Origin of the sequence: Streptomyces sp. NPDC088553, from assembly GCF_044752965.1 — a bacterium.
Lineage (GTDB): Bacteria > Actinomycetota > Actinomycetes > Streptomycetales > Streptomycetaceae > Streptomyces.
The window spans coordinates 744490-764297 of the sequence record NZ_JBIVMG010000004.1 but is presented as its reverse complement, the minus strand read 5'-3'; the positions used below and the strand labels follow the sequence as shown (position 1 = coordinate 764297).

16 protein-coding genes and 1 other RNA gene are annotated in these 19808 nt (G+C 71.4%); 14 read left to right on the top strand and 3 right to left on the bottom strand.

The window, feature by feature from the left end; translation table 11 throughout:
* Window positions 1-24 precede the first annotated feature (24 nt).
* Together prfB and ACIP8Z_RS16480 are read left to right on the top strand one after the other, a co-directional pair.
* Window positions 25-1128 (top strand): peptide chain release factor 2, encoded by a 1104-nt coding sequence (gene prfB / locus ACIP8Z_RS16485; RefSeq protein WP_030324452.1) that lies wholly within the window; start codon window positions 25-27, stop codon window positions 1126-1128.
* 392 nt (window positions 1129-1520) lie between these two features.
* Entirely contained in the window at window positions 1521-2243 is a 723-nt protein-coding gene (locus tag ACIP8Z_RS16480) for an LPXTG cell wall anchor domain-containing protein (protein WP_402083744.1), read from the top strand.
* A 118-nt stretch (window positions 2244-2361) separates the two neighbouring features.
* Here the strand turns inward: ACIP8Z_RS16480 and ACIP8Z_RS16475 are convergent, their stop codons facing one another.
* Complete coding sequence (locus ACIP8Z_RS16475) at window positions 2362-2547, bottom strand: hypothetical protein (protein WP_030324454.1); 186 nt, start codon at window positions 2545-2547, stop codon at window positions 2362-2364.
* A gap of 234 nt (window positions 2548-2781) precedes the next feature.
* Here ACIP8Z_RS16475 and ftsE point away from each other — a divergent pair, with 234 nt between their 5' ends.
* The 5 genes from ftsE to ssrA all read left to right on the top strand — a co-directional run bounded on the left by ftsE (window position 2782) and on the right by ssrA (window position 6751).
* Window positions 2782-3471: a cell division ATP-binding protein FtsE gene (ftsE, locus tag ACIP8Z_RS16470; protein WP_053648390.1), complete on the top strand. Its 690-nt coding sequence runs from the start codon at window positions 2782-2784 to the stop codon at window positions 3469-3471.
* A gap of 23 nt (window positions 3472-3494) precedes the next feature.
* Complete coding sequence (gene ftsX / locus ACIP8Z_RS16465; protein WP_229314003.1) at window positions 3495-4412, top strand: permease-like cell division protein FtsX; 918 nt, start codon at window positions 3495-3497, stop codon at window positions 4410-4412.
* 78 nt (window positions 4413-4490) lie between these two features.
* The gene (locus ACIP8Z_RS16460; protein WP_402083740.1) at window positions 4491-5675 is read left to right on the top strand and encodes a S41 family peptidase; all 1185 of its coding nucleotides are present in this window, start codon (window positions 4491-4493) and stop codon (window positions 5673-5675) included.
* 18 nt (window positions 5676-5693) lie between these two features.
* The gene (gene smpB, locus ACIP8Z_RS16455) at window positions 5694-6233 is read left to right on the top strand and encodes an SsrA-binding protein SmpB (protein WP_319309632.1); all 540 of its coding nucleotides are present in this window, start codon (window positions 5694-5696) and stop codon (window positions 6231-6233) included.
* Window positions 6234-6358: 125 nt separating this feature from the next.
* Window positions 6359-6751, top strand: a transfer-messenger RNA (tmRNA) gene (gene ssrA, locus ACIP8Z_RS16450).
* A gap of 79 nt (window positions 6752-6830) precedes the next feature.
* Here ssrA and ACIP8Z_RS16445 read toward each other — a convergent pair.
* The gene (locus ACIP8Z_RS16445) at window positions 6831-8120 is read right to left on the bottom strand and encodes an MFS transporter (RefSeq protein ID WP_402083736.1); all 1290 of its coding nucleotides are present in this window, start codon (window positions 8118-8120) and stop codon (window positions 6831-6833) included.
* A 47-nt stretch (window positions 8121-8167) separates the two neighbouring features.
* Between ACIP8Z_RS16445 and ACIP8Z_RS16440 the strand changes: the two genes are divergently transcribed.
* The 6 genes from ACIP8Z_RS16440 (at window position 8168) to ACIP8Z_RS16415 (ending at window position 17320) form a co-directional block, all read left to right on the top strand.
* Window positions 8168-9262: a LysR family transcriptional regulator gene (locus ACIP8Z_RS16440; protein ID WP_402083735.1), complete on the top strand. Its 1095-nt coding sequence runs from the start codon at window positions 8168-8170 to the stop codon at window positions 9260-9262.
* 402 nt (window positions 9263-9664) lie between these two features.
* A complete protein-coding gene (locus ACIP8Z_RS16435) occupies window positions 9665-11032 on the top strand; it encodes a nitrate/nitrite transporter (protein ID WP_402083732.1) in 1368 nt (455 codons plus the stop codon).
* Window positions 11033-11116: 84 nt separating this feature from the next.
* Window positions 11117-12265 (top strand): uroporphyrinogen-III synthase, encoded by a 1149-nt coding sequence (locus ACIP8Z_RS16430; RefSeq protein ID WP_402083729.1) that lies wholly within the window; start codon window positions 11117-11119, stop codon window positions 12263-12265.
* Window positions 12266-12564: 299 nt separating this feature from the next.
* Window positions 12565-14907, top strand: a complete 2343-nt coding sequence (locus ACIP8Z_RS16425; protein WP_402083727.1) for a HelD family protein — start codon at window positions 12565-12567, stop codon at window positions 14905-14907.
* 388 nt (window positions 14908-15295) lie between these two features.
* A complete protein-coding gene (locus ACIP8Z_RS16420; RefSeq protein ID WP_402083725.1) occupies window positions 15296-16726 on the top strand; it encodes an NAD-dependent malic enzyme in 1431 nt (476 codons plus the stop codon).
* A gap of 312 nt (window positions 16727-17038) precedes the next feature.
* Window positions 17039-17320, top strand: coding sequence for an HU family DNA-binding protein (locus tag ACIP8Z_RS16415; protein WP_017237029.1), 282 nt, complete (start codon window positions 17039-17041; stop codon window positions 17318-17320).
* Between the two features lie 248 nt (window positions 17321-17568).
* On the opposite strand, the gene murA is transcribed toward ACIP8Z_RS16415, so the two are convergent.
* On the bottom strand, window positions 17569-18915 hold the full coding sequence (gene murA / locus ACIP8Z_RS16410) for a UDP-N-acetylglucosamine 1-carboxyvinyltransferase (RefSeq protein ID WP_073913346.1): 1347 nt from the start codon (window positions 18913-18915) through the stop codon (window positions 17569-17571).
* A 289-nt stretch (window positions 18916-19204) separates the two neighbouring features.
* Here murA and ACIP8Z_RS16405 point away from each other — a divergent pair, with 289 nt between their 5' ends.
* Window positions 19205-19765: a YqgE/AlgH family protein gene (locus tag ACIP8Z_RS16405; RefSeq protein ID WP_030324470.1), complete on the top strand. Its 561-nt coding sequence runs from the start codon at window positions 19205-19207 to the stop codon at window positions 19763-19765.
* The last annotated feature ends 43 nt before the right edge of the window (window positions 19766-19808 follow it).

Below are 19808 nucleotides of genomic sequence, written 5' to 3'. Positions count from 1 at the left end.
GCGGCGAGCCGTTACGCTGGACGCGTGGCAGTCGTCGATGTATCAGAAGAGCTGAAGTCCCTCTCCTCGACCATGGGGTCGATCGAGGCCGTCCTGGACCTCGAGAAGCTGAGGGCGGACATCGCCGTGCTCGAAGAGCAGGCCGCGGCCCCGTCCCTGTGGGACGACCCGGAGGCGGCGCAGAAGATCACGAGCAAGCTTTCGCACCTGCAGGCCGAGGTCCGCAAGGCCGAGACCCTGCGCGGGCGCATCGACGACCTCGCGGTGCTCTTCGAGCTCGCCGAGGAGATGGACGACCCGGACACCCTCGCCGAGGCCGAGACGGAGCTCACCTCCGTCCGCAAGGCCCTCGACGAGATGGAGGTCCGCACCCTCCTCTCCGGCGAGTACGACGAGCGCGAGGCCCTGGTCAACATCCGCGCCGAGGCCGGTGGCGTCGACGCCTCCGACTTCGCCGAGCGGCTCCAGCGCATGTACCTGCGCTGGGCGGAGCGCCACGGCTACTCGACCGAGATCTACGAGACCTCGTACGCGGAGGAGGCCGGCATCAAGTCGACCACCTTCGTGGTGAAGGCGCCGTACGCCTACGGCACGCTCTCCGTCGAGCAGGGCACTCACCGCCTGGTCCGCATCTCGCCCTTCGACAACCAGGGCCGTCGCCAGACCTCCTTCGCCGGTGTCGAGATCCTGCCGGTCGTCGAGTCCTCCGACCACGTCGAGATCGACGAGTCCGAGCTGCGCGTCGACGTCTACCGCGCGTCGGGCCCCGGCGGCCAGGGCGTCAACACGACCGACTCGGCGGTGCGCATCACGCACCTCCCGACCGGCATCGTCGTCTCCTGCCAGAACGAGCGCTCGCAGATCCAGAACAAGGCGAGCGCCATGAACGTCCTCCAGGCCAAGCTCCTCGAGCGTCAGCGCCAGGAGGAGCGGGCCAAGATGGACGCCCTGAAGGACAGCGGCAGCTCCTGGGGCAACCAGATGCGCTCGTACGTCCTGCACCCGTACCAGATGGTCAAGGACCTCCGTACGGAGTTCGAGGTCGGCAACCCGCAGTCCGTTCTGGACGGCGAGATCGACGGCTTCCTGGAGGCGGGCATCCGCTGGCGCAAGCAGCAGGAGAAGTAACCCCGGAACACGGCACGTTCGGGCCCCGCACCGTCACGGTGCGGGGCCCGTCGTCGTTCCACGCCGTGTCCTCCGGCCGCTCAGCGGATTCGCTGACGCAAGCGGAAACGGGGCTGCCGGGGAGCTTTGTCGACAAGGGAACTGGCAGTGCGGGGCCCGGAGTTCTGGGTTTACGTCACAGTTGCATCCCCGCATGTGGGACACGTCGTGATCTTTCGGGCATCGCACGCGCAACGACCTTGACGCCTCATCGGAAAATCGGAAGGGTGGCGTACTGGCATGCGCATTTCTGGGGCGCGTGCGAACGGGGGCGGGCCCAGCAGTGAGCCGCCTCTGTCGCGTGCCCCGAGCGCTGCCCCATGACGAGATGAGCTACTGGGGGTAGCAGCCAGATGACCAAGCAGATGCGAGTCCGTATCGCGCGCATCGCCGCCGGTGCGGTGATCGCGGCCGGTGCGTCGCTGACCGCGGCGGGTGCGGCGCAGGCCGTGGGTGCCTTCGGTGACGAGGTTCCGAACAGCGTGACCTCGGATCCCACCGTGTGCATTCCGGGCACGGCCGGGTGCGAGGAGACGGAGACGCCGCCGGTGACCACGCCGCCGGTGACGACGCCGCCCGAGACGACCCCGCCGGTGACCACGCCGCCGGTGACCACGCCGCCGGAGACGACCCCGCCGGTGACCACGCCGCCGGTCACGACGCCGCCGGAGACGACCCCGCCGGTGACGACCCCGCCGGTGACCACGCCGCCGGAGACGACCCCGCCGGTCGAGACCACGCCCCCCACGGGCGAGACCACGGCGCCGGGCCCGGGCGAGACGACCAGCCCGACCGACGACACCACCGACGGCACCGACGGCACCGACAACGGTGACGCCGGCACCTGCACCGTCGACCTCGACGGCGCCGAGTGCGTGGACGGTGGCAACAACAACACCGACACCAACAACGCCGGCTCGCAGCCCGTGCAGCAGGGTCAGGCCAAGGAGGAGCTCGCCGAGACCGGTGCGGCCGAGACCTCGTTCCTGATCATCGGCGCCGCGACCATGATCGCCGGTGGCATCGGCTTCCGCATGCTGCCGCGTCTCGTCGGCGGTGGCCGCGCCGCCGTCTGATCCGGCCGTGAGCGTGGATCCGTACGGCGTATGACGTACAGCGCATGAGGAAGGGCCGGGGAGTCGCTCCCCGGCCCTTCCTCATGGTTCCGGCTCGTGTGGACGCCGCACGGTCCCGCTAGACCGTACGGACCGCCGCGAGCAGGGCGATCGCGGCCAGCAGGGCGATCGCCAGCGTCAGCAGCATCGCGGGCGAGAGACCGCCTTGCGGGGTCAGTCGCTCCCGGTTCGCGCGGCAGACGGGGCAGCGGCCCTCGGCGACCGGGGCCGCGCAGTTGGCGCACACCAGTCGGTCGTAGGTCATGCGCTCTCCTCCTCCCGCACTGGGTTTCACACCAGGACAACGCCCGGCGGTGTCCGGACGTTCCCCCTACCACTCTGCCAGCTCGACGGCGTTTCGGCGCGCCCCACCGGATCGCCACCGTTCCACCGTGAGGGCGAAAGGGATAAACGTCGCAAGCCGGAACCGCGACTGCGCGGGTCTTCCCCGGTCGCGTAAGGTCACGCACACCTACTCCCGGCCGACCGTGGTGCATCCGTGATCCGATTCGACAACGTCTCCAAGTCCTATCCGAAGCAGAACCGCCCCGCGCTCCGGGATGTATCCCTGGAGATCGAGAAGGGGGAGTTCGTCTTCCTCGTCGGTTCGTCCGGCTCCGGAAAGTCGACTTTCCTGCGGCTGCTCCTCCGCGAGGAGCGCGCCAGCCAAGGCCAGGTGCACGTCCTCGGCAAGGACCTGGCCCGGCTCTCCAACTGGAAGGTGCCGCACATGCGGCGTCAGCTCGGCACCGTCTTCCAGGACTTCCGCCTCCTTCCCAACAAGACCGTCGCCCAGAACGTGGCCTTCGCCCAGGAGGTCATCGGCAAGCCGCGCGGCGAGATCCGCAAGGCCGTGCCGCAGGTGCTCGACCTGGTCGGGCTCGGCGGCAAGGAGGACCGGATGCCGGGCGAGCTCTCCGGCGGTGAGCAGCAGCGCGTCGCCATCGCCCGGGCCTTCGTCAACCGCCCGATGCTGCTGATCGCCGACGAGCCCACCGGCAACCTCGACCCGCAGACCTCGGTCGGCATCATGAAGCTGCTCGACCGCATCAACAGGACAGGGACCACCGTCGTCATGGCGACCCACGACCAGAACATCGTCGACCAGATGCGCAAGCGCGTCATCGAGCTGGAGAAGGGCCGCCTCGTCCGCGACCAGGCCCGCGGCGTCTACGGTTACCAGCACTGAGCAGGTAGGGGACTCAACACACCATGCGCGCTCAGTTCGTGCTCTCCGAGATCGGCGTCGGTCTCCGGCGCAATCTCACGATGACGTTCGCCGTCATCGTCTCCGTGGCCCTCTCGCTCGCCCTGTTCGGCGGTGCGCTGCTCATGCGCGAGCAGGTCAGCACGATGAAGGACTACTGGTACGACAAGGTCAACGTCTCCATCTTCCTCTGCAACAAGGCCGACGCGGCCTCGGCGGCCAAGTGCGCCAAGGGCGCGGTCACGGCGCAGCAGAAGGAGCAGATCGAGGCCGATCTGAAGAAGATGGACATCGTCGACACCGTCATGCACGAGACGGCCGACGAGGCGTTCAAGCGGTACAAGGAGCAGTACGGCGACACCGCCATCGCCTCCGTCGTGACGCCGGACCAGATGCAGGAGTCGTTCCGGGTCAAGCTCAAGGACCCGGAGAAGTACAAGGTGGTCGCCACCGCCTTCGCCGGCCGTGACGGCGTCGAGTCGGTCGCTGACCAGCGGGGCATCCTGCAGAACCTCTTCGACCTGATGAACGGCATGAACATCGCCGCCCTCGGCGTCATGGGGCTGATGCTGGTCATCGCGCTGATGCTGATCGTCAACACGGTCCGCGTCTCGGCCTTCAGCCGCCGCCGCGAGACCGGGATCATGCGGCTCGTCGGCGCGTCCAGCTTCTACATCCAGATGCCGTTCATCATGGAGGCGGCGTTCGCCGGACTCCTCGGCGGCGCGGTCGCCTGTGTGCTGCTGCTCGTCGGCCGGTACTTCCTCATCGACCACGGCATCGCGCTCGCGGAGAAGATGCAGCTCGTCAACTTCATCGGCTGGGACGCCGTCCTCGCCAAGCTGCCGCTGGTGATCGCCATCGGGCTGCTGATGCCCGCCGTGGCCGCTTTCATCGCGCTGCGCAAGTACCTGAAGGTGTGAGAAGACCCCGCTGACGGCGGAGGGCGTCGTACGGGCAAAGCCCGTGCGGCGCCTTTGCCTTGTCCTAGAGTGGGCGCCATGCCGGCCGGCACCGACCATTCCTGTATCCGGCCCCGCGGAGTGCTCCGTGGGGCCGTTCTGACGTTGGTCTTCGCAGGGGTCCTGGCCACCGCCGCCGCTACCGGCTCGCTGCCCCGGCAGGAGACCGCGGGGCGCACGGGGGCCACCCTGCGCGCGGGTGAGGGGTCCCGGGACTCCGCGACGGTCGACAGCGCCGCCCTGAACCGGGCCGCGGCCGACGCCATGGCGGACGGCAAGTCGGGCAAGCAGGCGGCCGAGGAGTTCGTCAGCCGCAGCGGAGACCGCTGGGGCGCGGTGTACGACAAGAGGGAGTACGCCGAGTTCGAGCAGGCGCTCGACGGCACGTACACCGGTGTGGGGCTCTCCGCCGGCCGGGCCGCCGACGGCAGGGTCCGGGTGACCCGGGTGCAGAGCGGCGGCCCCGCCGAGCGCGCCGGGCTGCGGGCCGACGACCGGCTCGTCTCCGTCGACGGCCGCCCGGTCGACGGGCTCTCGGTCTCCGAGGTCGTCGCCCTCCTGCGCGGCGACGGCGTCCCCGGCTCCACCGTCGCCCTCCGGGTCGAGCGCGGCCGCGCGGCCTGGACCCAGACCCTGCACCGGGCCAGGCTCGCCACGGATCCCGTCACCGTCCGCCGCCTCGACGACGGGACCCTGCTGATCCGCGTCGCCGCGTTCACCAAGGGCGCGGGTACGCGCGTGCGGGACGCGGTACGCGCCGCCCCGGCCGGCGCCGGCGTCCTCCTGGACCTGCGGGGCAACGCCGGCGGCCTGGTCGCCGAGGCAGCCGTGGCGGCCTCCGCCTTCCTCGACGGCGGTCTGGTCGCCACGTACGACGTGGAGGGCGAGCAGCGCGCCGTGTACGCGGAGGGCGGCGGCGACACCGGCAGGCCCCTGGTGGCGCTGATCGACGGCGGCACCATGAGCGCGGCCGAGCTGCTCACCGGAGCCCTCCAGGACCGGGGCAGGGCCGTCACGGTCGGCTCCCGCACTTTTGGCAAGGGTTCGGTCCAGATGCCGAGCGCCCTGCCGGACGGCTCCGTCGCCGAGCTGACCGTCGGCCACTACCGCACCCCGGCCGGTCACGCCGTCGACGGCCGGGGCATCACCCCCGACCTGACCGCCGGGGAACGGGCGGAAGAACGGGCGAAGACGGTATTGAGTGGCCTCGGAGGGGGCTCGTAGTGCGAAAATGACCGCACTATGGCAAAGGGACTCGTGAACGTGCAGGGCAAGCCTGCGAAGAAGAACCAGGACAAGGCGCCCGAGCGCAAGATGATCGCGCAGAACAAGAAGGCGCGCCACGACTACCACATCGTCGACACCTACGAGTGCGGTCTGGTGCTCATGGGCACCGAGGTGAAGTCGCTGCGGATGGGCCGCGCCTCGCTCGTCGACGGCTTCGTGCAGATCGACCGGCACGAGGCGTGGCTGCACAACATCCATGTGCCCGAGTACATGCAGGGCAGCTGGACCAACCACTCGGCGAAGCGGAAGCGCAAGCTGCTGCTGCACCGCGAGGAGATCGACAAGCTGGAGGCGAAGTCGCAGGAGACGGGTCACACGATCGTGCCCCTCGCGCTGTACTTCCTGAACGGCCGGGTCAAGGTCGAGATCGCGCTCGCCAAGGGCAAGAAGGAGTTCGACAAGCGCCAGACTCTGCGCGAGAAGCAGGACACGCGCGAGACGAACCGGGCCATCGCGGCGGCCAAGCGCAAGCAGCGGGCGGCCCAGGTCGGGTGAGCCCCGCTCGGCGCTGTTCGGCGGAGCGGCGCGGTCGCGGGTAATACGCTGGCGACAGCACCCGTCGGTCACGTACGATGGGTCGTGCCCACCTCGCAAGGGTGCGCACTTTGAAAAATAAACATGGGGATGATCGGTTTCGACAGCGGATACCGATGCAGGGGAAGCGTGCCGAGGAAGCGGCAATGATCTCGTTAACCATATGTCGCAACCAATAATCGCCAACTCCAAGAGCGATAACTCCCGCTTCGCCCTCGCTGCCTAATTTTAGGTAACGACAAGAAGCCTCTGTGAGGAGCGTCAGCCCGGGGGTGGTCCCGACCCGGATCCTGGCGTCATTTAGGGATCTAAACCTCTCACCCCGGTCACGGGGGTGAGAGGGAAATCAAACAGTGACTGAGCCCGTCGGAGACTTGTCCGTGTGATCTCCGGGGCCGAGAAACTCGTAGCGGACTGCGCACGGAGAAGCCCTGCTTCCGTACCGTTGGACGCGGGTTCGATTCCCGCCATCTCCACCGAGCGTCCGGGAGGTTTGCCTCCCGGACACCTCATCCCATGTGGGCGAAGGCCCGGCAGTCACCGACTGCCGGGCCTTCGTCATGCCCGGCCGCCCACCCGGGCCGCCGCGCACAGCGTCAGCGCCACGGCGGCCGCGGTGGCGGGGGCCAGGAAGCCGAAGGACGCGAACGGCGCGTGGTCGGCGGCCCAGCCACCGGTGGCGGAGCCGGCCGCGATGCCGCCGAGCAGGGCGGTCACGGCCAGCGTCATGCCCTCGTTGAGCTGGGACGCCGGGGTCAGGCGCTGCACCAGGCCCATGCCCGTCACCATCGTCGGAGCCGTCGCCATGCCCGCCAGGAGGAGCCCGGCGGCGAGGGCGAGCAGCGAGCCGGTCGAGGCTGCGAGCAGCGGCATCGTCATCAGGACGGCCATCGCGGCCAGGCAGGTGCGGAGCCGGAAGGTGCGGCGGGCGTGGCCGTAGAGGAGGCCCGCCGCGCAGGAGCCGGCGGCCTGGAGGGCCAGCACCGGACCGGCGAGGGGGCCGTCCACGTACGCCACGGTCACCACCTCCATGGAGCCGAAGACCGCGCCGGTGGCGAGGAAGACCGCCAGGAGCGGGGCCATGCCGGGGACCCGCAGCGGGGAGCCCGTGACGGTACGGGGTGAGACCGGCGGCTCGGTGGAGCGCTGGGCGGCGAAGACCAGGACGCCGGTGAGGAAGAGGGCGGCGCCGACGAGGGTGCCGGCCTCGGGGAAGAGCGTGGAGCAGAGCAGCGCGGCGACGACCGGGCCGAGCATGAAGCAGAGCTCGTCGGTGGCCTGCTCGAAGGCGTTGGCGGTGTGCAGGGCGTCCCGGTCGCCCTTGAGGAGATGGGCCCAGCGGGCCCGGGACATGCCACCCGTGTTGGGTGAGGTGGCGGTGAGCGCGGTGGTGGCGAACAGGGCCCAGACGGGCGCCTTCTCATGGACGCAGAGCAGCAGCACCAGATGGCCGAGGACGGCGTAGACGGTGGCGGGGACCGCGATCCGCGCCTGGCCGTACCGGTCGACGAGCCGGGCGATCCAGGGGGCGGTGAGGGCCCCGGCGGCCATGCCGGTGGCCGTCACGCCGCCCGCGAGGGCGTACGAGTCGTAGGCCGCCGCGATCATGATCACGGCGCTGACGCCGAACATGCCCATGGGCAGCCGGGCGATCAGATTGCCGACGATGAAGGCGGGGGCGCCGGGGACGGCGAAGAGGCGGAGGTAGGCGTTGCGGGGGGTGTGCGTGTGCGTGTCCGTGTGGCCGGAGGTGTGGGTGGGGCGGCTGAGAACGGCGGTGCGCCGGTCGCGGTAGCGGGGGGCGAGGGCCGGGCCCGCCGGGGTGAGGGTGAGGTCCGGTTGCGGCATGGATCAAGGCTCGCCGGAGGGGGCCGGGCGGGTCCAACACCTGTTCGGTGGCCATTCACGCGGCTGTGTTGTTAAATGCGGCGATGTCCTCCCCGGTGCCTTCCCGCGTGCCGGCGTCCGCCGCATCGACGTCTCCCGTCTCGGCGTCCGCCGTGCCGACGTCTCCCGTGCCGGTGTCCGTCGTGCCGCGCGACATCGACCCCCGCCTCCTGCGCGCCTTCACCGCCGTCGCCGAGGAGCTGCACTTCACCCGCGCCGCCGCCCGCCTCTACGTCGCCCAGCAGGCCCTCAGCCGTGACATCCGGCGCCTGGAGCGCGAGCTGGGCGCCGAGCTCTTCGTACGGACCACCCGGCAGGTCTCCCTCACGCCCGACGGCGAGCGCCTCCTCCCGTACGCGCTCCGGGTGCTGGCCGCGCACGACGAGCTGACCGAGGCCTTCCTGGCCGCGCCCCGGCCGCTCCTCGTCGACCTCAACAGCCCCGGCCTAGCCCCCGAGAACGTGCTGCGCCGGGCCCGTGAACTCGCCCCGGACCAGGAGCTGATGGCCCGCTACGAGAGCGGACTCACCGGCGCCGTACGGGAGATGTTCGCCGGGCGGCTCGACACCTCCTTCGGCCGGTACGGCGGGCTCGACGCCGGGCTGCGGGCGCGGCTCGACTCCCAGTTCGTGCGGTACGAGCGGATGGCCGTGATCCTCCCCGACGACCATCCGCTCGCCGACCTGACCGAGGTGCCGCTCGCCGGTCTCGCCGGGGAACGGATCTACGCGGGCGCCGGGAACGACCGCACGCCCGAGTGGACCGACCTCGCCGCCCGGCTCTTCGCCGGGCGCGGCATCGAGATCGCCCCGCCCGCGCCGCTCGCCGTCGGCAAGGAGGAGTTCCGCCGCATCATGGCCAAGCACCGCAACCCGGTGCTCGCCGTCGTCGACTTCCCGCCCATGCCGGGCTGTGTGCTGCGGCCGCTCGTCGACCCCGTACCCCTGTCGCCCTTGAGCCTGGTGTGGCGCAAGGGGCTGCGCCATCCCGGTCTGGACGCGCTGCGGACCGCCGCCGCCGAGATCGGCGCCCGGGAGGGCTGGCACGCCCGCCCGGCCGGGTCCTGGCTGCCGGAGGGGGAGCCGGGGCTGCCGGGCGCCTGAAGGGGAGCCGGGACTGCCGGGGGCCTGAACGGGAGCCGGGGCTGCCGGGCGGCTGAGGGTGCGGCCCGGGGCGGCACGCATCGGGTCCCGGTCCCGTCCACCCCTGGGACCGGCGAATGAGCCGAAGGGGCGCGCCGGGGGAACGGACCCGAGCGCGCGGAGCCTCCCGAGGAACGAGGGAGGTGAGCACGGTCGGGTCCGTGAGCCCGGCTCCAGCGCCCCGGAGGCGAACCGAGCCCTAAAGAGACGGGGGCGCTCACAGGGGCTTCGCGCTCCGGGTGAGAGCAAGGTTCCGCTGACGTCACCTCGCGGCACCGGGCCGAAACGCGGCCTCCCTAGCGTCGGGGACAGGTGGACCGGGGCTGTGGACGCCCCAGGACCCGACACCCGCGGAGGTACGACATGGGCGGCCGGTGGATCGAGCAGTGGGAGCCGGAGGACGAGACCTTCTGGCGCGAGAAGGGGGAGCGGATCGCGCGGCGGAACCTGCTCTACTCCGTCATCTCCGAGCACATCGGCTTCTCGATCTGGAGCCTGTGGTCGGTCATGGTGCTCTTCATGGGGCCGCAGTACGGCGTCGACCCGGCCGGCAAGTTCTTCCTGATCGCGACCGCGACCTTCGTCGGCGCGCTGATCCGGATCCCGTACACCTTCGCCGTCGCCCGCTTCGGCGGCCGCAACTGGACCATCCTCAGCGCCCTGCTGCTCCTGCTGCCCACCGGCTTGGCCTTCGCGGTGATGGAGCCCGGCACCTCGTACACCACCTTCGTCCTGGTGGCGGCGCTCACCGGCGTCGGCGGCGGCAACTTCGCCTCCTCGATGACCAACATCAACGCCTTCTTCCCGCTGCGGAAGAAGGGCTGGGCGCTCGGGCTCAACGCGGGCGGCGGCAACATCGGCGTCCCCGTCGTCCAGCTCGTCGGCCTCCTCGTCATCGGCACGGCGGGCGCCCTGCACCCGAGGATCGTGCTCGGCGTCTACCTGCCGCTGATCGTCGTCGCCGCCGTCTGCGCCGCGCTCTTCATGGACAACCTCGCCCCCGTGAAGAACGACGCCGGCGCCGCGAAGGAGGCCGTCCGGGCCCGCCACACCTGGATCATGGCCTTCCTGTACATCGGCACCTTCGGCTCCTTCATCGGCTACAGCTTCGCCTTCGGCCTCGTGCTCCAGACGCAGTTCGGCCGCACCCCGCTCCAGGCCGCCTCGCTCACCTTCATCGGCCCGCTGCTCGGCTCCCTCATCCGGCCCGTCGGCGGCTCCCTCGCCGACCGCCACGGCGGCGCCCGCATCACCCTGGGGACCTTCGCCGCGATGGCCCTCGCGACCGGAGTCGTCATCTACGCCTCCGTGACCGAGTCCCTCCCGGTCTTCCTCGTCGGCTTCATCGGGCTCTTCGTCCTCAGCGGCCTCGGCAACGGCTCCACGTACAAGATGATCCCGGCGATCTTCCTCGCCCAGGGGCACCGCGAGGGCCTCGCCGGAGAGGCCGCCGAAGCCTACGGGCGGCGGCTCTCCGGCGCCGCGATGGGCCTCATCGGGGCGGTCGGCGCGCTCGGCGGCCTCGGCATCAACCTCGCCTTCCGCCAGTCCTTCCAGACCTCCGGAACCGGCACGGCGGCCTTCGTCGCCTTCCTCGCCTTCTACGCGGCCTGCATGGTCGTCACCTGGGCGGTATACCTTCGGGTGCCGTCCGCGGTCCCCTCCACGGTCCCGGAGAACGCCGGGGACGTCACCGAGCCGGAGCCCCGGCCCGGTTACGCGAAGGTGTGATGTCCGGTGCCCGGCGCGGACCGTAACGATCAGGAAATACGGGCGAACCGAGACCGTCACGCGTCCCCGTCAGGCTCTCACCCCATGGACGAGCAGCAAGAACACGGCCCCGCCGGCCCCCTCGCCGGCTTCACGGTCGGCGTCACCGCGGCGCGGCGCGCGGACGAACTCATCGCGCTGCTGCGCCGGCGGGGCGCGGCCGTCGTCCATGGACCCGCCCTGCGGATCGTGCCCCTCGCGGACGACACCGAACTCCTCGCCGCCACCAAGGAACTCATCGGCCACGCCCCGGACGTCGTCGTCGCCACGACGGCGATCGGCTTCCGGGGCTGGGTCGAGGCGGCGGAGGGCTGGGGGTGCGGAGAGGAGCTCCTCGCCGTGCTGCGGGACGTCGAGCTGCTCGCCCGGGGACCCAAGGTCAAGGGAGCCGTACGGGCCGCCGGGCTCACCGAGTCCTGGTCGCCCGGCTCGGAGTCCATGGCCGAGGTCCTCGACCGGCTCCTCGGCGAGGGCGTGGCGGGCCGGCGGATCGCGCTCCAACTGCACGGGGAGCCGCTGCCAGGATTCGTGGAGGCGCTCACGGCCGGCGGCGCGGAGGTCGTCGGCGTCCCCGTCTACCGCTGGATGCCGCCGGAGGACATCGGGCCGCTCGACCGGCTCCTCGACGGCGTCCTGTCCGGGGGCCTGGACGCGGTCACCTTCACCAGCGCGCCCGCCGCCGTGTCGCTGCTGTCGCGGGCCGCGGAGAAGGGCGTACGGGCCGAACTCGTCACCGCGCTGAGGCACGACGTCCTCGCGGTGTGCGTGGGGCCCGTGACGGCGCTCCCGCTCCAGGCGGAGGGCATCGACACGTACGCGCCGGAGCGGTTCCGGCTCGGGCCGCTCGTCCAGCTGCTCTGCAAGGAGCTGCCGGCCCGCTCGCGGGTCCTGCCCGTGGCGGGCCACCGGGTGGAGGTCCGCGGGCACGCCGTCCTCGTCGACGGCCTCCTGCGGCCCGTCCCGCCCGCCGGGATGGCCCTCCTCGGACTCCTCACCCGCCGCCCCGGCTGGGTGGTCTCCCGCGCGGACCTGCTGCGGGCGCTGCCGGGGGCGGGGCGGGACGAGCACGCGGTGGAGACGGCGATGGCGCGCCTGCGGGCGGCGCTGGGGACGCCGAAGCTGATCCAGACGGTGGTGAAGCGGGGGTATCGGCTGGCGCTGGACGCGGCGGCGGACGCGAAGTACGACGGCTGACCCGACCGCGCCCTTGGCCAGCGGACCCGCGCCCACCGGGGCCCGCGCCGCCGGGCCCCCGCCCGCTGGGACCGGCCCCCGCCCGGCCCGCGCCCACGGGGGCCCGCGCCGCGCCTGTGGGGGCCGCGCGGGAGCCCACCCAGTCGGGGCGGCGGGGGCGGGGTTCCGGGAGGGTGGGCCGGGGCAACGGAGGCGAGGCTGCGAGGGGGGGCGCGGCGTACGGTGGGCTCGCCTGACACGGTGCCTTCCGGTGGCGTACGCTCGACGGCTGCCCAGTGCACGTCAGAAGGGGGCCTTAGGTGGCCGCGCAGGAAGCCGTGGACACGGTCAGAGACCGTGAGATCGGTGTCGAGCAGGAACATCTGGATCACGTCTACCGCCGACTGGAGGAGAAGATCCACGAGGCGGAGTTCCTGATGAACGACGCCGCCCAGCGGGGCCAGGTCGGCACGCCCGGCGCGCTCGCCGAGCGCGACGCCCAGGTCTTCCGGGCCGGCATCCACCTCAACCGGCTCAACAACGAGTTCGAGGACTTCCTCTTCGGCCGGATCGATCTGCTGGAGGGGAAGGACGGGAAGAAGGGCCCGGACGGGGCCTACACCTCCGTCGAGCCCGCGGAGGACGCCGTACGGCCCGACAGCACCGCCGAGATCGGCGAGACCCTCCACATCGGCCGGATCGGCGTCCTCGACTCCGACTACGCGCCGCTGGTCATCGACTGGCGGGCACCCGCCGCCGCGCCCTTCTACCGGTCCACGCCGGTCGATCCGGGCCGGGTCGTACGGCGCAGGGTCATCCGTTCCAAGGGCCGCCAGGTCCTCGGGGTCGAGGACGACCTGATGCGTCCCGAGCTCCGGGCCACCCTGGGCGGGCGCGAGCTGCCCGTGATCGGCGACGGCGCCCTGATGGCCGCGCTCGGGCAGGCCCGCAGTCACACCATGCGGGACATCGTGTCCTCCATCCAGGCCGAGCAGGACCTCGTCATCCGCGCGCCCGCCGCCTCCGTCACGTACGTCGAGGGCGGGCCCGGGACCGGCAAGACCGCCGTGGCCCTGCACCGGGCCGCGTACCTGCTCTACCAGGACCGGCGGCGGTACGCGGGCGGCATCCTGATCGTCTCGCCGACCCCGCTCCTCGTCTCGTACACCGAGGGCGTCCTGCCCTCCCTGGGAGAGGAGGGGCAGGTCGCCATCCGCGCGGTCGGCAGTCTCGTCGACGGCGCCGAGGCCACCGCCTACGACGACCCGGCCGTCGCCCGGATCAAGGGCTCCTCCCGGATGCTCCACGTGCTCCGCAAGGCCGCCCGCGGCGCCCTGGAGACCCCCGCGCCGAAGGTCCAGCCGGAGCTGGGGGAGGAGGAAGAGGCCGCCGCCCCGGCCGGCACGCCGACGCGGCTGAGGGTCGTCGCCTTCGGCCGCCGTCTGGAGCTGGAGGCCGACGAGCTGCGGCGCATCCGGCACAACGTCCTCGGCGGCACCGCCCCCGTCAACCTGCTGCGCCCGCGCGCCCGCAAGCTGCTCCTGGACGCCCTGTACGCCAAGTCGGGCGCGGTCGGCCGGCACAGCGACCCCGAGCTCGCCGCCGAACTGCGCTCCTCCTTCGACGAGGACGTGTCGACGGAGGACTCCTTCCTCGGGTTCCTCGACGCCTGGTGGCCCGAACTCACCCCGCGCCGGGTCCTCGACGCGATGGCCGACGAGCGCCGGCTCGGCCGCTGGGCCCGCCGGATCCTCAACCCGGGGGAGGTGCGCCGGCTCGCCCGCTCGCTGCGCCGCACGGAGCTGTCCGTCCACGACGTGGCGCTCCTCGACGAGCTGCACACCCTGGTCGGGACCCCGGCCCGGCCCCGGAAGAAGCGCGAGTACGACCCGCTCGACCAGCTCACGGGCCTGGAGGAGCTCATGCCCGTACGGGAGGAGACCCAGCGCGAGCGGGCCGAGCGGCTCGCCGCGGAGCGCACCGAGTACGCGCACGTGATCGTCGACGAGGCGCAGGACCTCACGCCCATGCAGTGGCGGATGGTCGGGCGGCGCGGCCGGCACGCCACCTGGACGGTCGTCGGTGACCCGGCGCAGTCCTCCTGGTCGGACCCGGACGAGGCCGCGGCGGCCCGTGACGAGGCCCTCGGGTCCCGGCCGCGCCGCCGCTTCGAGCTGACCGTGAACTACCGGAACCCGGCCGAGATCGCCGAGCTCGCGGCCAAGGTGCTGGCCCTCGCCATGCCGGGCAAGGAGTCGCCGCGCGCGGTCCGCTCGACGGGCGTCGAGCCCCGTTTCGTACCGGTGGGGGAGACGGCGGGGAAGCCCGATCTGGCCGAAACTGTTCGGTCCGAGGCGCGGCTGCTCCTGGAGCGGGTCGAGGGCACCGTCGGTGTCGTCGTCGCCATGAACCGGCGTCAGGAGGCGGCCCGCTGGCTGGCCGAGCTGGGCGACCGGGTGGTGGCGCTCGGCTCCCTGGAGGCGAAGGGTCTGGAGTACGACGCCACGGTCGTCGTCTCGCCCGCGGAGATCGCGGACGAGTCCCCGGCCGGCCTGCGGGTCCTCTACGTGGCCCTGACCCGGGCGACGCAGCAGCTCACGGTGGTCGCGGCGGCGGCGGACATGCCGGACGAGGCGGGGGTCCCGGACCTGCTGAGGGACTGATCCCGCGGGGCGGGAGGCGCCGATTTCAGGTCAACCTGTGGCGCTGGAATCACCGACCAGGGTGGTTTGTTAGCCTTGTCGTGGCACCGGCTCGATCCAAGCCCCCGGGCCCAACCTTCGTCCCTCAGAGGGACCACTTGCCGCGAGGCGAGCATGGCGGGTCGGTGCCACTTAGACGTACGTACGAAGTTGAGGTCCTCGTCACCCCTGGTGACGGGGACCTCTTCTGTTTCCCGACAGTTTCTCGTATGGTGGAAACTACTTTCCGAAAACAAAATGACCGCATTACCTGCTACCGGCAGGTAGGTGCGACCATCGGAGGGCGCCGCCGGGCAACCAGCCGGGGCGGCGTAGCAACGAAGCTCAGGGAAAGCAGAGGAACTCGGCCATGGCAACGGCGCCCAGCGTCTCGTACTCGATGACGGTCCGGCTGGAGGTTCCCGCGAGCGGAACCGCGGTCTCCCAGCTCACCACGGCGGTGGAGTCCCACGGCGGATCCGTCACCGGCCTCGACGTGACCGCCTCCGGCCACGAGAAGCTCCGTATCGACGTCACCATCGCCGCGACCTCCACGGCGCACGCCGACGAGATCGTCGAGCAGCTGCGCACCATCGAGGGCGTCGTCCTGGGCAAGGTCTCCGACCGTACGTTCCTGATGCACCTCGGCGGCAAGATCGAGATGGCGTCCAAGCACCCCATCCGCAACCGTGACGATCTCTCCATGATCTACACCCCGGGCGTCGCCCGCGTGTGCATGGCGATCGCCGAGAACCCCGAGGACGCCCGCCGCCTCACCATCAAGCGCAACTCCGTCGCGGTCGTCACCGACGGCTCCGCCGTCCTCGGCCTCGGCAACATCGGCCCGATGGCCGCCCTGCCCGTCATGGAGGGCAAGGCCGCCCTCTTCAAGCGCTTCGCCGGCATCGACGCCTGGCCGATCTGCCTCGACACGCAGGACACCGACGAGATCGTGTCCATCGTCAAGGCCATCGCCCCCGGCTTCGCGGGCATCAACCTGGAGGACATCTCCGCGCCCCGCTGCTTCGAGATCGAGGCCCGGCTGCGCGAGGCCCTCGACATCCCCGTCTTCCACGACGACCAGCACGGCACCGCCATCGTCGTCCTCGCCGCCCTGACCAACGCCCTCCGCGTGGTCAACAAGGGCATCGGCGACGTACGGGTCGTCATGTCCGGTGCCGGCGCCGCCGGTACGGCCATCCTCAAGCTGCTCATCGCGGCGGGCGTCAAGCACGCCGTCGTCGCCGACATCCACGGTGTGGTGCACGCGGGCCGCGAGGACCTGGTCGACGCCGCGCCCGGCACTCCGCTGCGCTGGATCGCCGACAACACCAACCCCGAGGGCGTCACCGGCACCCTCAAGGAGGCCGTGGTCGGCGCGGACGTCTTCATCGGCGTCTCGGCCCCGAACCTGCTGGGCGCGGACGACGTCGCCGCGATGGCGGAGGGAGCGATCGTCTTCGCGCTCGCGAACCCCGACCCGGAGGTCGACCCGGCCGCCGCGCGCCAGACGGCCGCCGTCGTCGCCACCGGCCGCTCGGACTTCCCGAACCAGATCAACAACGTGCTGGTCTTCCCGGGTGTCTTCCGCGGTCTCCTGGACGCCCAGTCCCGTACCGTCAACACGGAGATGATGCTGGCGGCCGCCACGGCCCTCGCCGACGTCGTCACCGAGGACGAACTGAACCCGAACTACATCATCCCGTCGGTCTTCAACGACAAGGTCGCGGGCGCGGTCGCCGGAGCCGTGCGCAACGCGGCCAAGGCGGCGACCGGAAGCCCTGCGGCGTCCGGGCGCTGACGGCGCGTCGCGATTCGCGGAGTCGTAAACCCGCCTTTAGGGTGGCGTTTCGGCTCCGCATGGTTTTCGCGGAGTCGACAGAACGTCACCACCACGGGGCTCTGGCGCTTTTCGTGTGACCCCAGGGGGTGCCGGATTGGCGTTCCCGCCGCTGGTGGGGGCAGGATGCGTGTTTGGGCGCGAGGGTCTGTCATTAGACCCGGGTCCGGGGACTGTCCGAAGGCCCTGGCAGCATCGGCTTCGCTGTACCCAATCACGCGGCTTCCGCCGCGTGGCACGCCTCACAGGCAAGAAGAACACGGGAGTAACAACATGAACCGCAGTGAGCTGGTGGCCGCCCTGGCCGACCGCGCCGAGGTGACCCGCAAGGACGCCGACGCCGTGCTGGCCGCTCTCGCCGAGACCGTCGGTGAGGTCGTCGCCAAGGGCGACGAGAAGGTCACCATCCCCGGCTTCCTGACCTTCGAGCGCACCCACCGTGCCGCTCGCACCGCTCGTAACCCGCAGACCGGCGACCCGATCAACATCCCGGCCGGCTACAGCGTGAAGGTCTCCGCGGGCTCGAAGCTCAAGGAAGCCGCCAAGGGCAAGTAAGGCCGCCAAGGCCGCGTAAGGCAGCCTGGAGGCACAGAAAGGGCGGCCACCCTGTCAGGGGGTGGCCGCCCTTTCGTTTGCCCGTCAGAGGCCCGTTGACGCGGTCGGACGCCGGGCACGCGCGCGGGGAGCGGGTCCCCGTGCGCGTACGAGCTGGTCGGACCAGCCCGTACAGGCCGGTCGGACCCGCGCGTCCAGGCCGGTCGGACCAGCCCGTACGAGCCGGTCCGGTCGGCGCGTACGGCCGGTCAGACCAGCGCGCTGCCCGGGAGTTCGACCTTGGCGCCGAGCTCGACGAGCTTCTCCATGAAGTTCTCGTAGCCGCGGTTGATCAGCTCGATGCCGTGCACCCGGGAGGTGCCCTGCGCCGCGAGCGCCGCGATCAGGTACGAGAAGCCGCCGCGCAGGTCGGGGATGACCAGGTCGGCGCCCTGGAGCTTCGTCGGGCCGGACACGACCGCCGAGTGCAGGAAGTTGCGCTGGCCGAAGCGGCAGTCGGAGCCGCCGAGGCACTCGCGGTACAGCTGGATGTGAGCGCCCATCTGGTTGAGCGCGGAGGTGAAGCCGAGCCGGGACTCGTACACCGTCTCGTGGACGATGGAGAGGCCGGAGGCCTGCGTCAGGGCCACGACCAGCGGCTGCTGCCAGTCCGTCTGGAAGCCGGGGTGCACGTCCGTCTCCAGGTGGATCGCGTTGAGCGAGCCGCCCGGGTGCCAGAAGCGGATGCCCTCGTCGTCGATCTCGAAGGCGCCACCCACCTTCCGGTAGGTGTTGAGGAAGGTCATCATCGAGCGCTGCTGGGCGCCGCGCACGTAGATGTTGCCCTCGGTCGCGAGCGCCGCGGACGCCCAGGAGGCCGCCTCCAGGCGGTCCGGGAGCGCCCGGTGGGTGTAGCCGTCGAGGCGGTCGACACCGGTGATCCGGATGGTCCGGTCGGTGTCCATGGAGATGATCGCGCCCATCTTCTGCAGCACGCAGATGAGGTCCTCGATCTCGGGCTCCACGGCGGCGTTCGACAGCTCGGTGACGCCCTCGGCGAGCACCGCCGTCAGCAGCACCTGCTCGGTCGAACCGACCGAGGGGTACGGCAGCCGGATCTTGCAACCGCGAAGGCGCTGCGGGGCCTCCAGGTACTGCCCGTCGTCCCGCTTCTCGATGGTCGCGCCGAACTGGCGCAGCACGTCGAAGTGGAAGTCGATGGGCCGGCCGCCGATGTCGCAGCCGCCGAGGCCCGGGATGAAGGCGTGGCCGAGGCGGTGCAGCAGCGGGCCGCAGAAGAGGATCGGGATACGGGACGAGCCGGCGTGGGCATCGATGTCGGCGACGTTCGCCGACTCGACGTGCGTCGGGTCGAGGACGAGCTCGCCGGGCTCCTCGCCCGGACGGACCGTCACGCCGTGCAGCTGGAGCAGCCCGCGGACCACCCGGACGTCACGGATGTCGGGCACATTGCGCAGGCGGCTGGGGCCGCTGCCGAGCAGCGCGGCGACCATCGCCTTGGGCACGAGGTTCTTCGCGCCGCGGACGCGGATCTCGCCCTCCAGCGGGGTTCCGCCGTGGACGAGCAGTACATCGTGGCTGTCTGTGCCGGTCATGAATCTCGCGTTCCGGAGTGGGTCGGTCGGGTGGCCAGTGAAAAGGGTAAGGGGCCATGAGACCTCTCTTGGGTGCCTCGGGGGGCCTGTCAGATGTAATGAATTCGGCACAACACCCTCTGTTCCCATGATCTTGCGGAGCGTTACCGTCCGCTTGTGCCGCCCGGGCGCCGTAACGGGCCCGCCCCGTCCCCTCTGATCTGCGACGGTCGGCGAGTTCCGGACATCGCGTCCCTCCGTGGCGTCCGAGACCCCCCGCGAACGCCGAAGATGCGGGATCATGTGTCGCATGACCGAGGTGTCCTCGCTCACAGGACGGCTGCTCGTCGCGACCCCCGCCCTCGCGGACCCGAATTTCGACCGCGCGGTGGTGCTGCTGCTCGATCACGACGACGAGGGCTCGCTCGGTGTGGTCCTCAACCGGCCGACGCCGGTGACCGTCGGCGACATCCTCGCCCCGTGGGCCGGCCTCGCCGGCGAACCCGGGGTGGTCTTCCAGGGCGGCCCCGTCTCCCTCGACGCCGCGCTCGGCGTCGCGGTGATCCCCGGTGACGAGGGGCCGCTCGGCTGGCGACGGGTGTACGGGGCGATCGGCCTGGTCGACCTGGAGACCCCGCCCGAGCTGCTCGGACCGGCCCTCGGGTCGCTGCGGATCTTCGCCGGGTACGCGGGCTGGGGCCCCGGCCAGCTGGAGACCGAGCTCGGCGACGGAGCCTGGTACGTGGTCGAGTCGGAGCCCGGCGACGTCTCCTCGCCGCAGCCCGAGACGCTCTGGCGGCAGGTGCTCCGGCGGCAGCGCGGCGAGCTCGCGATGATCGCGACCTACCCGGACGATCCGTCCCTGAACTGAGGCGACCGGGCCGGCGGGCGCCGCCCGGCGCGCCGGTGGGTGA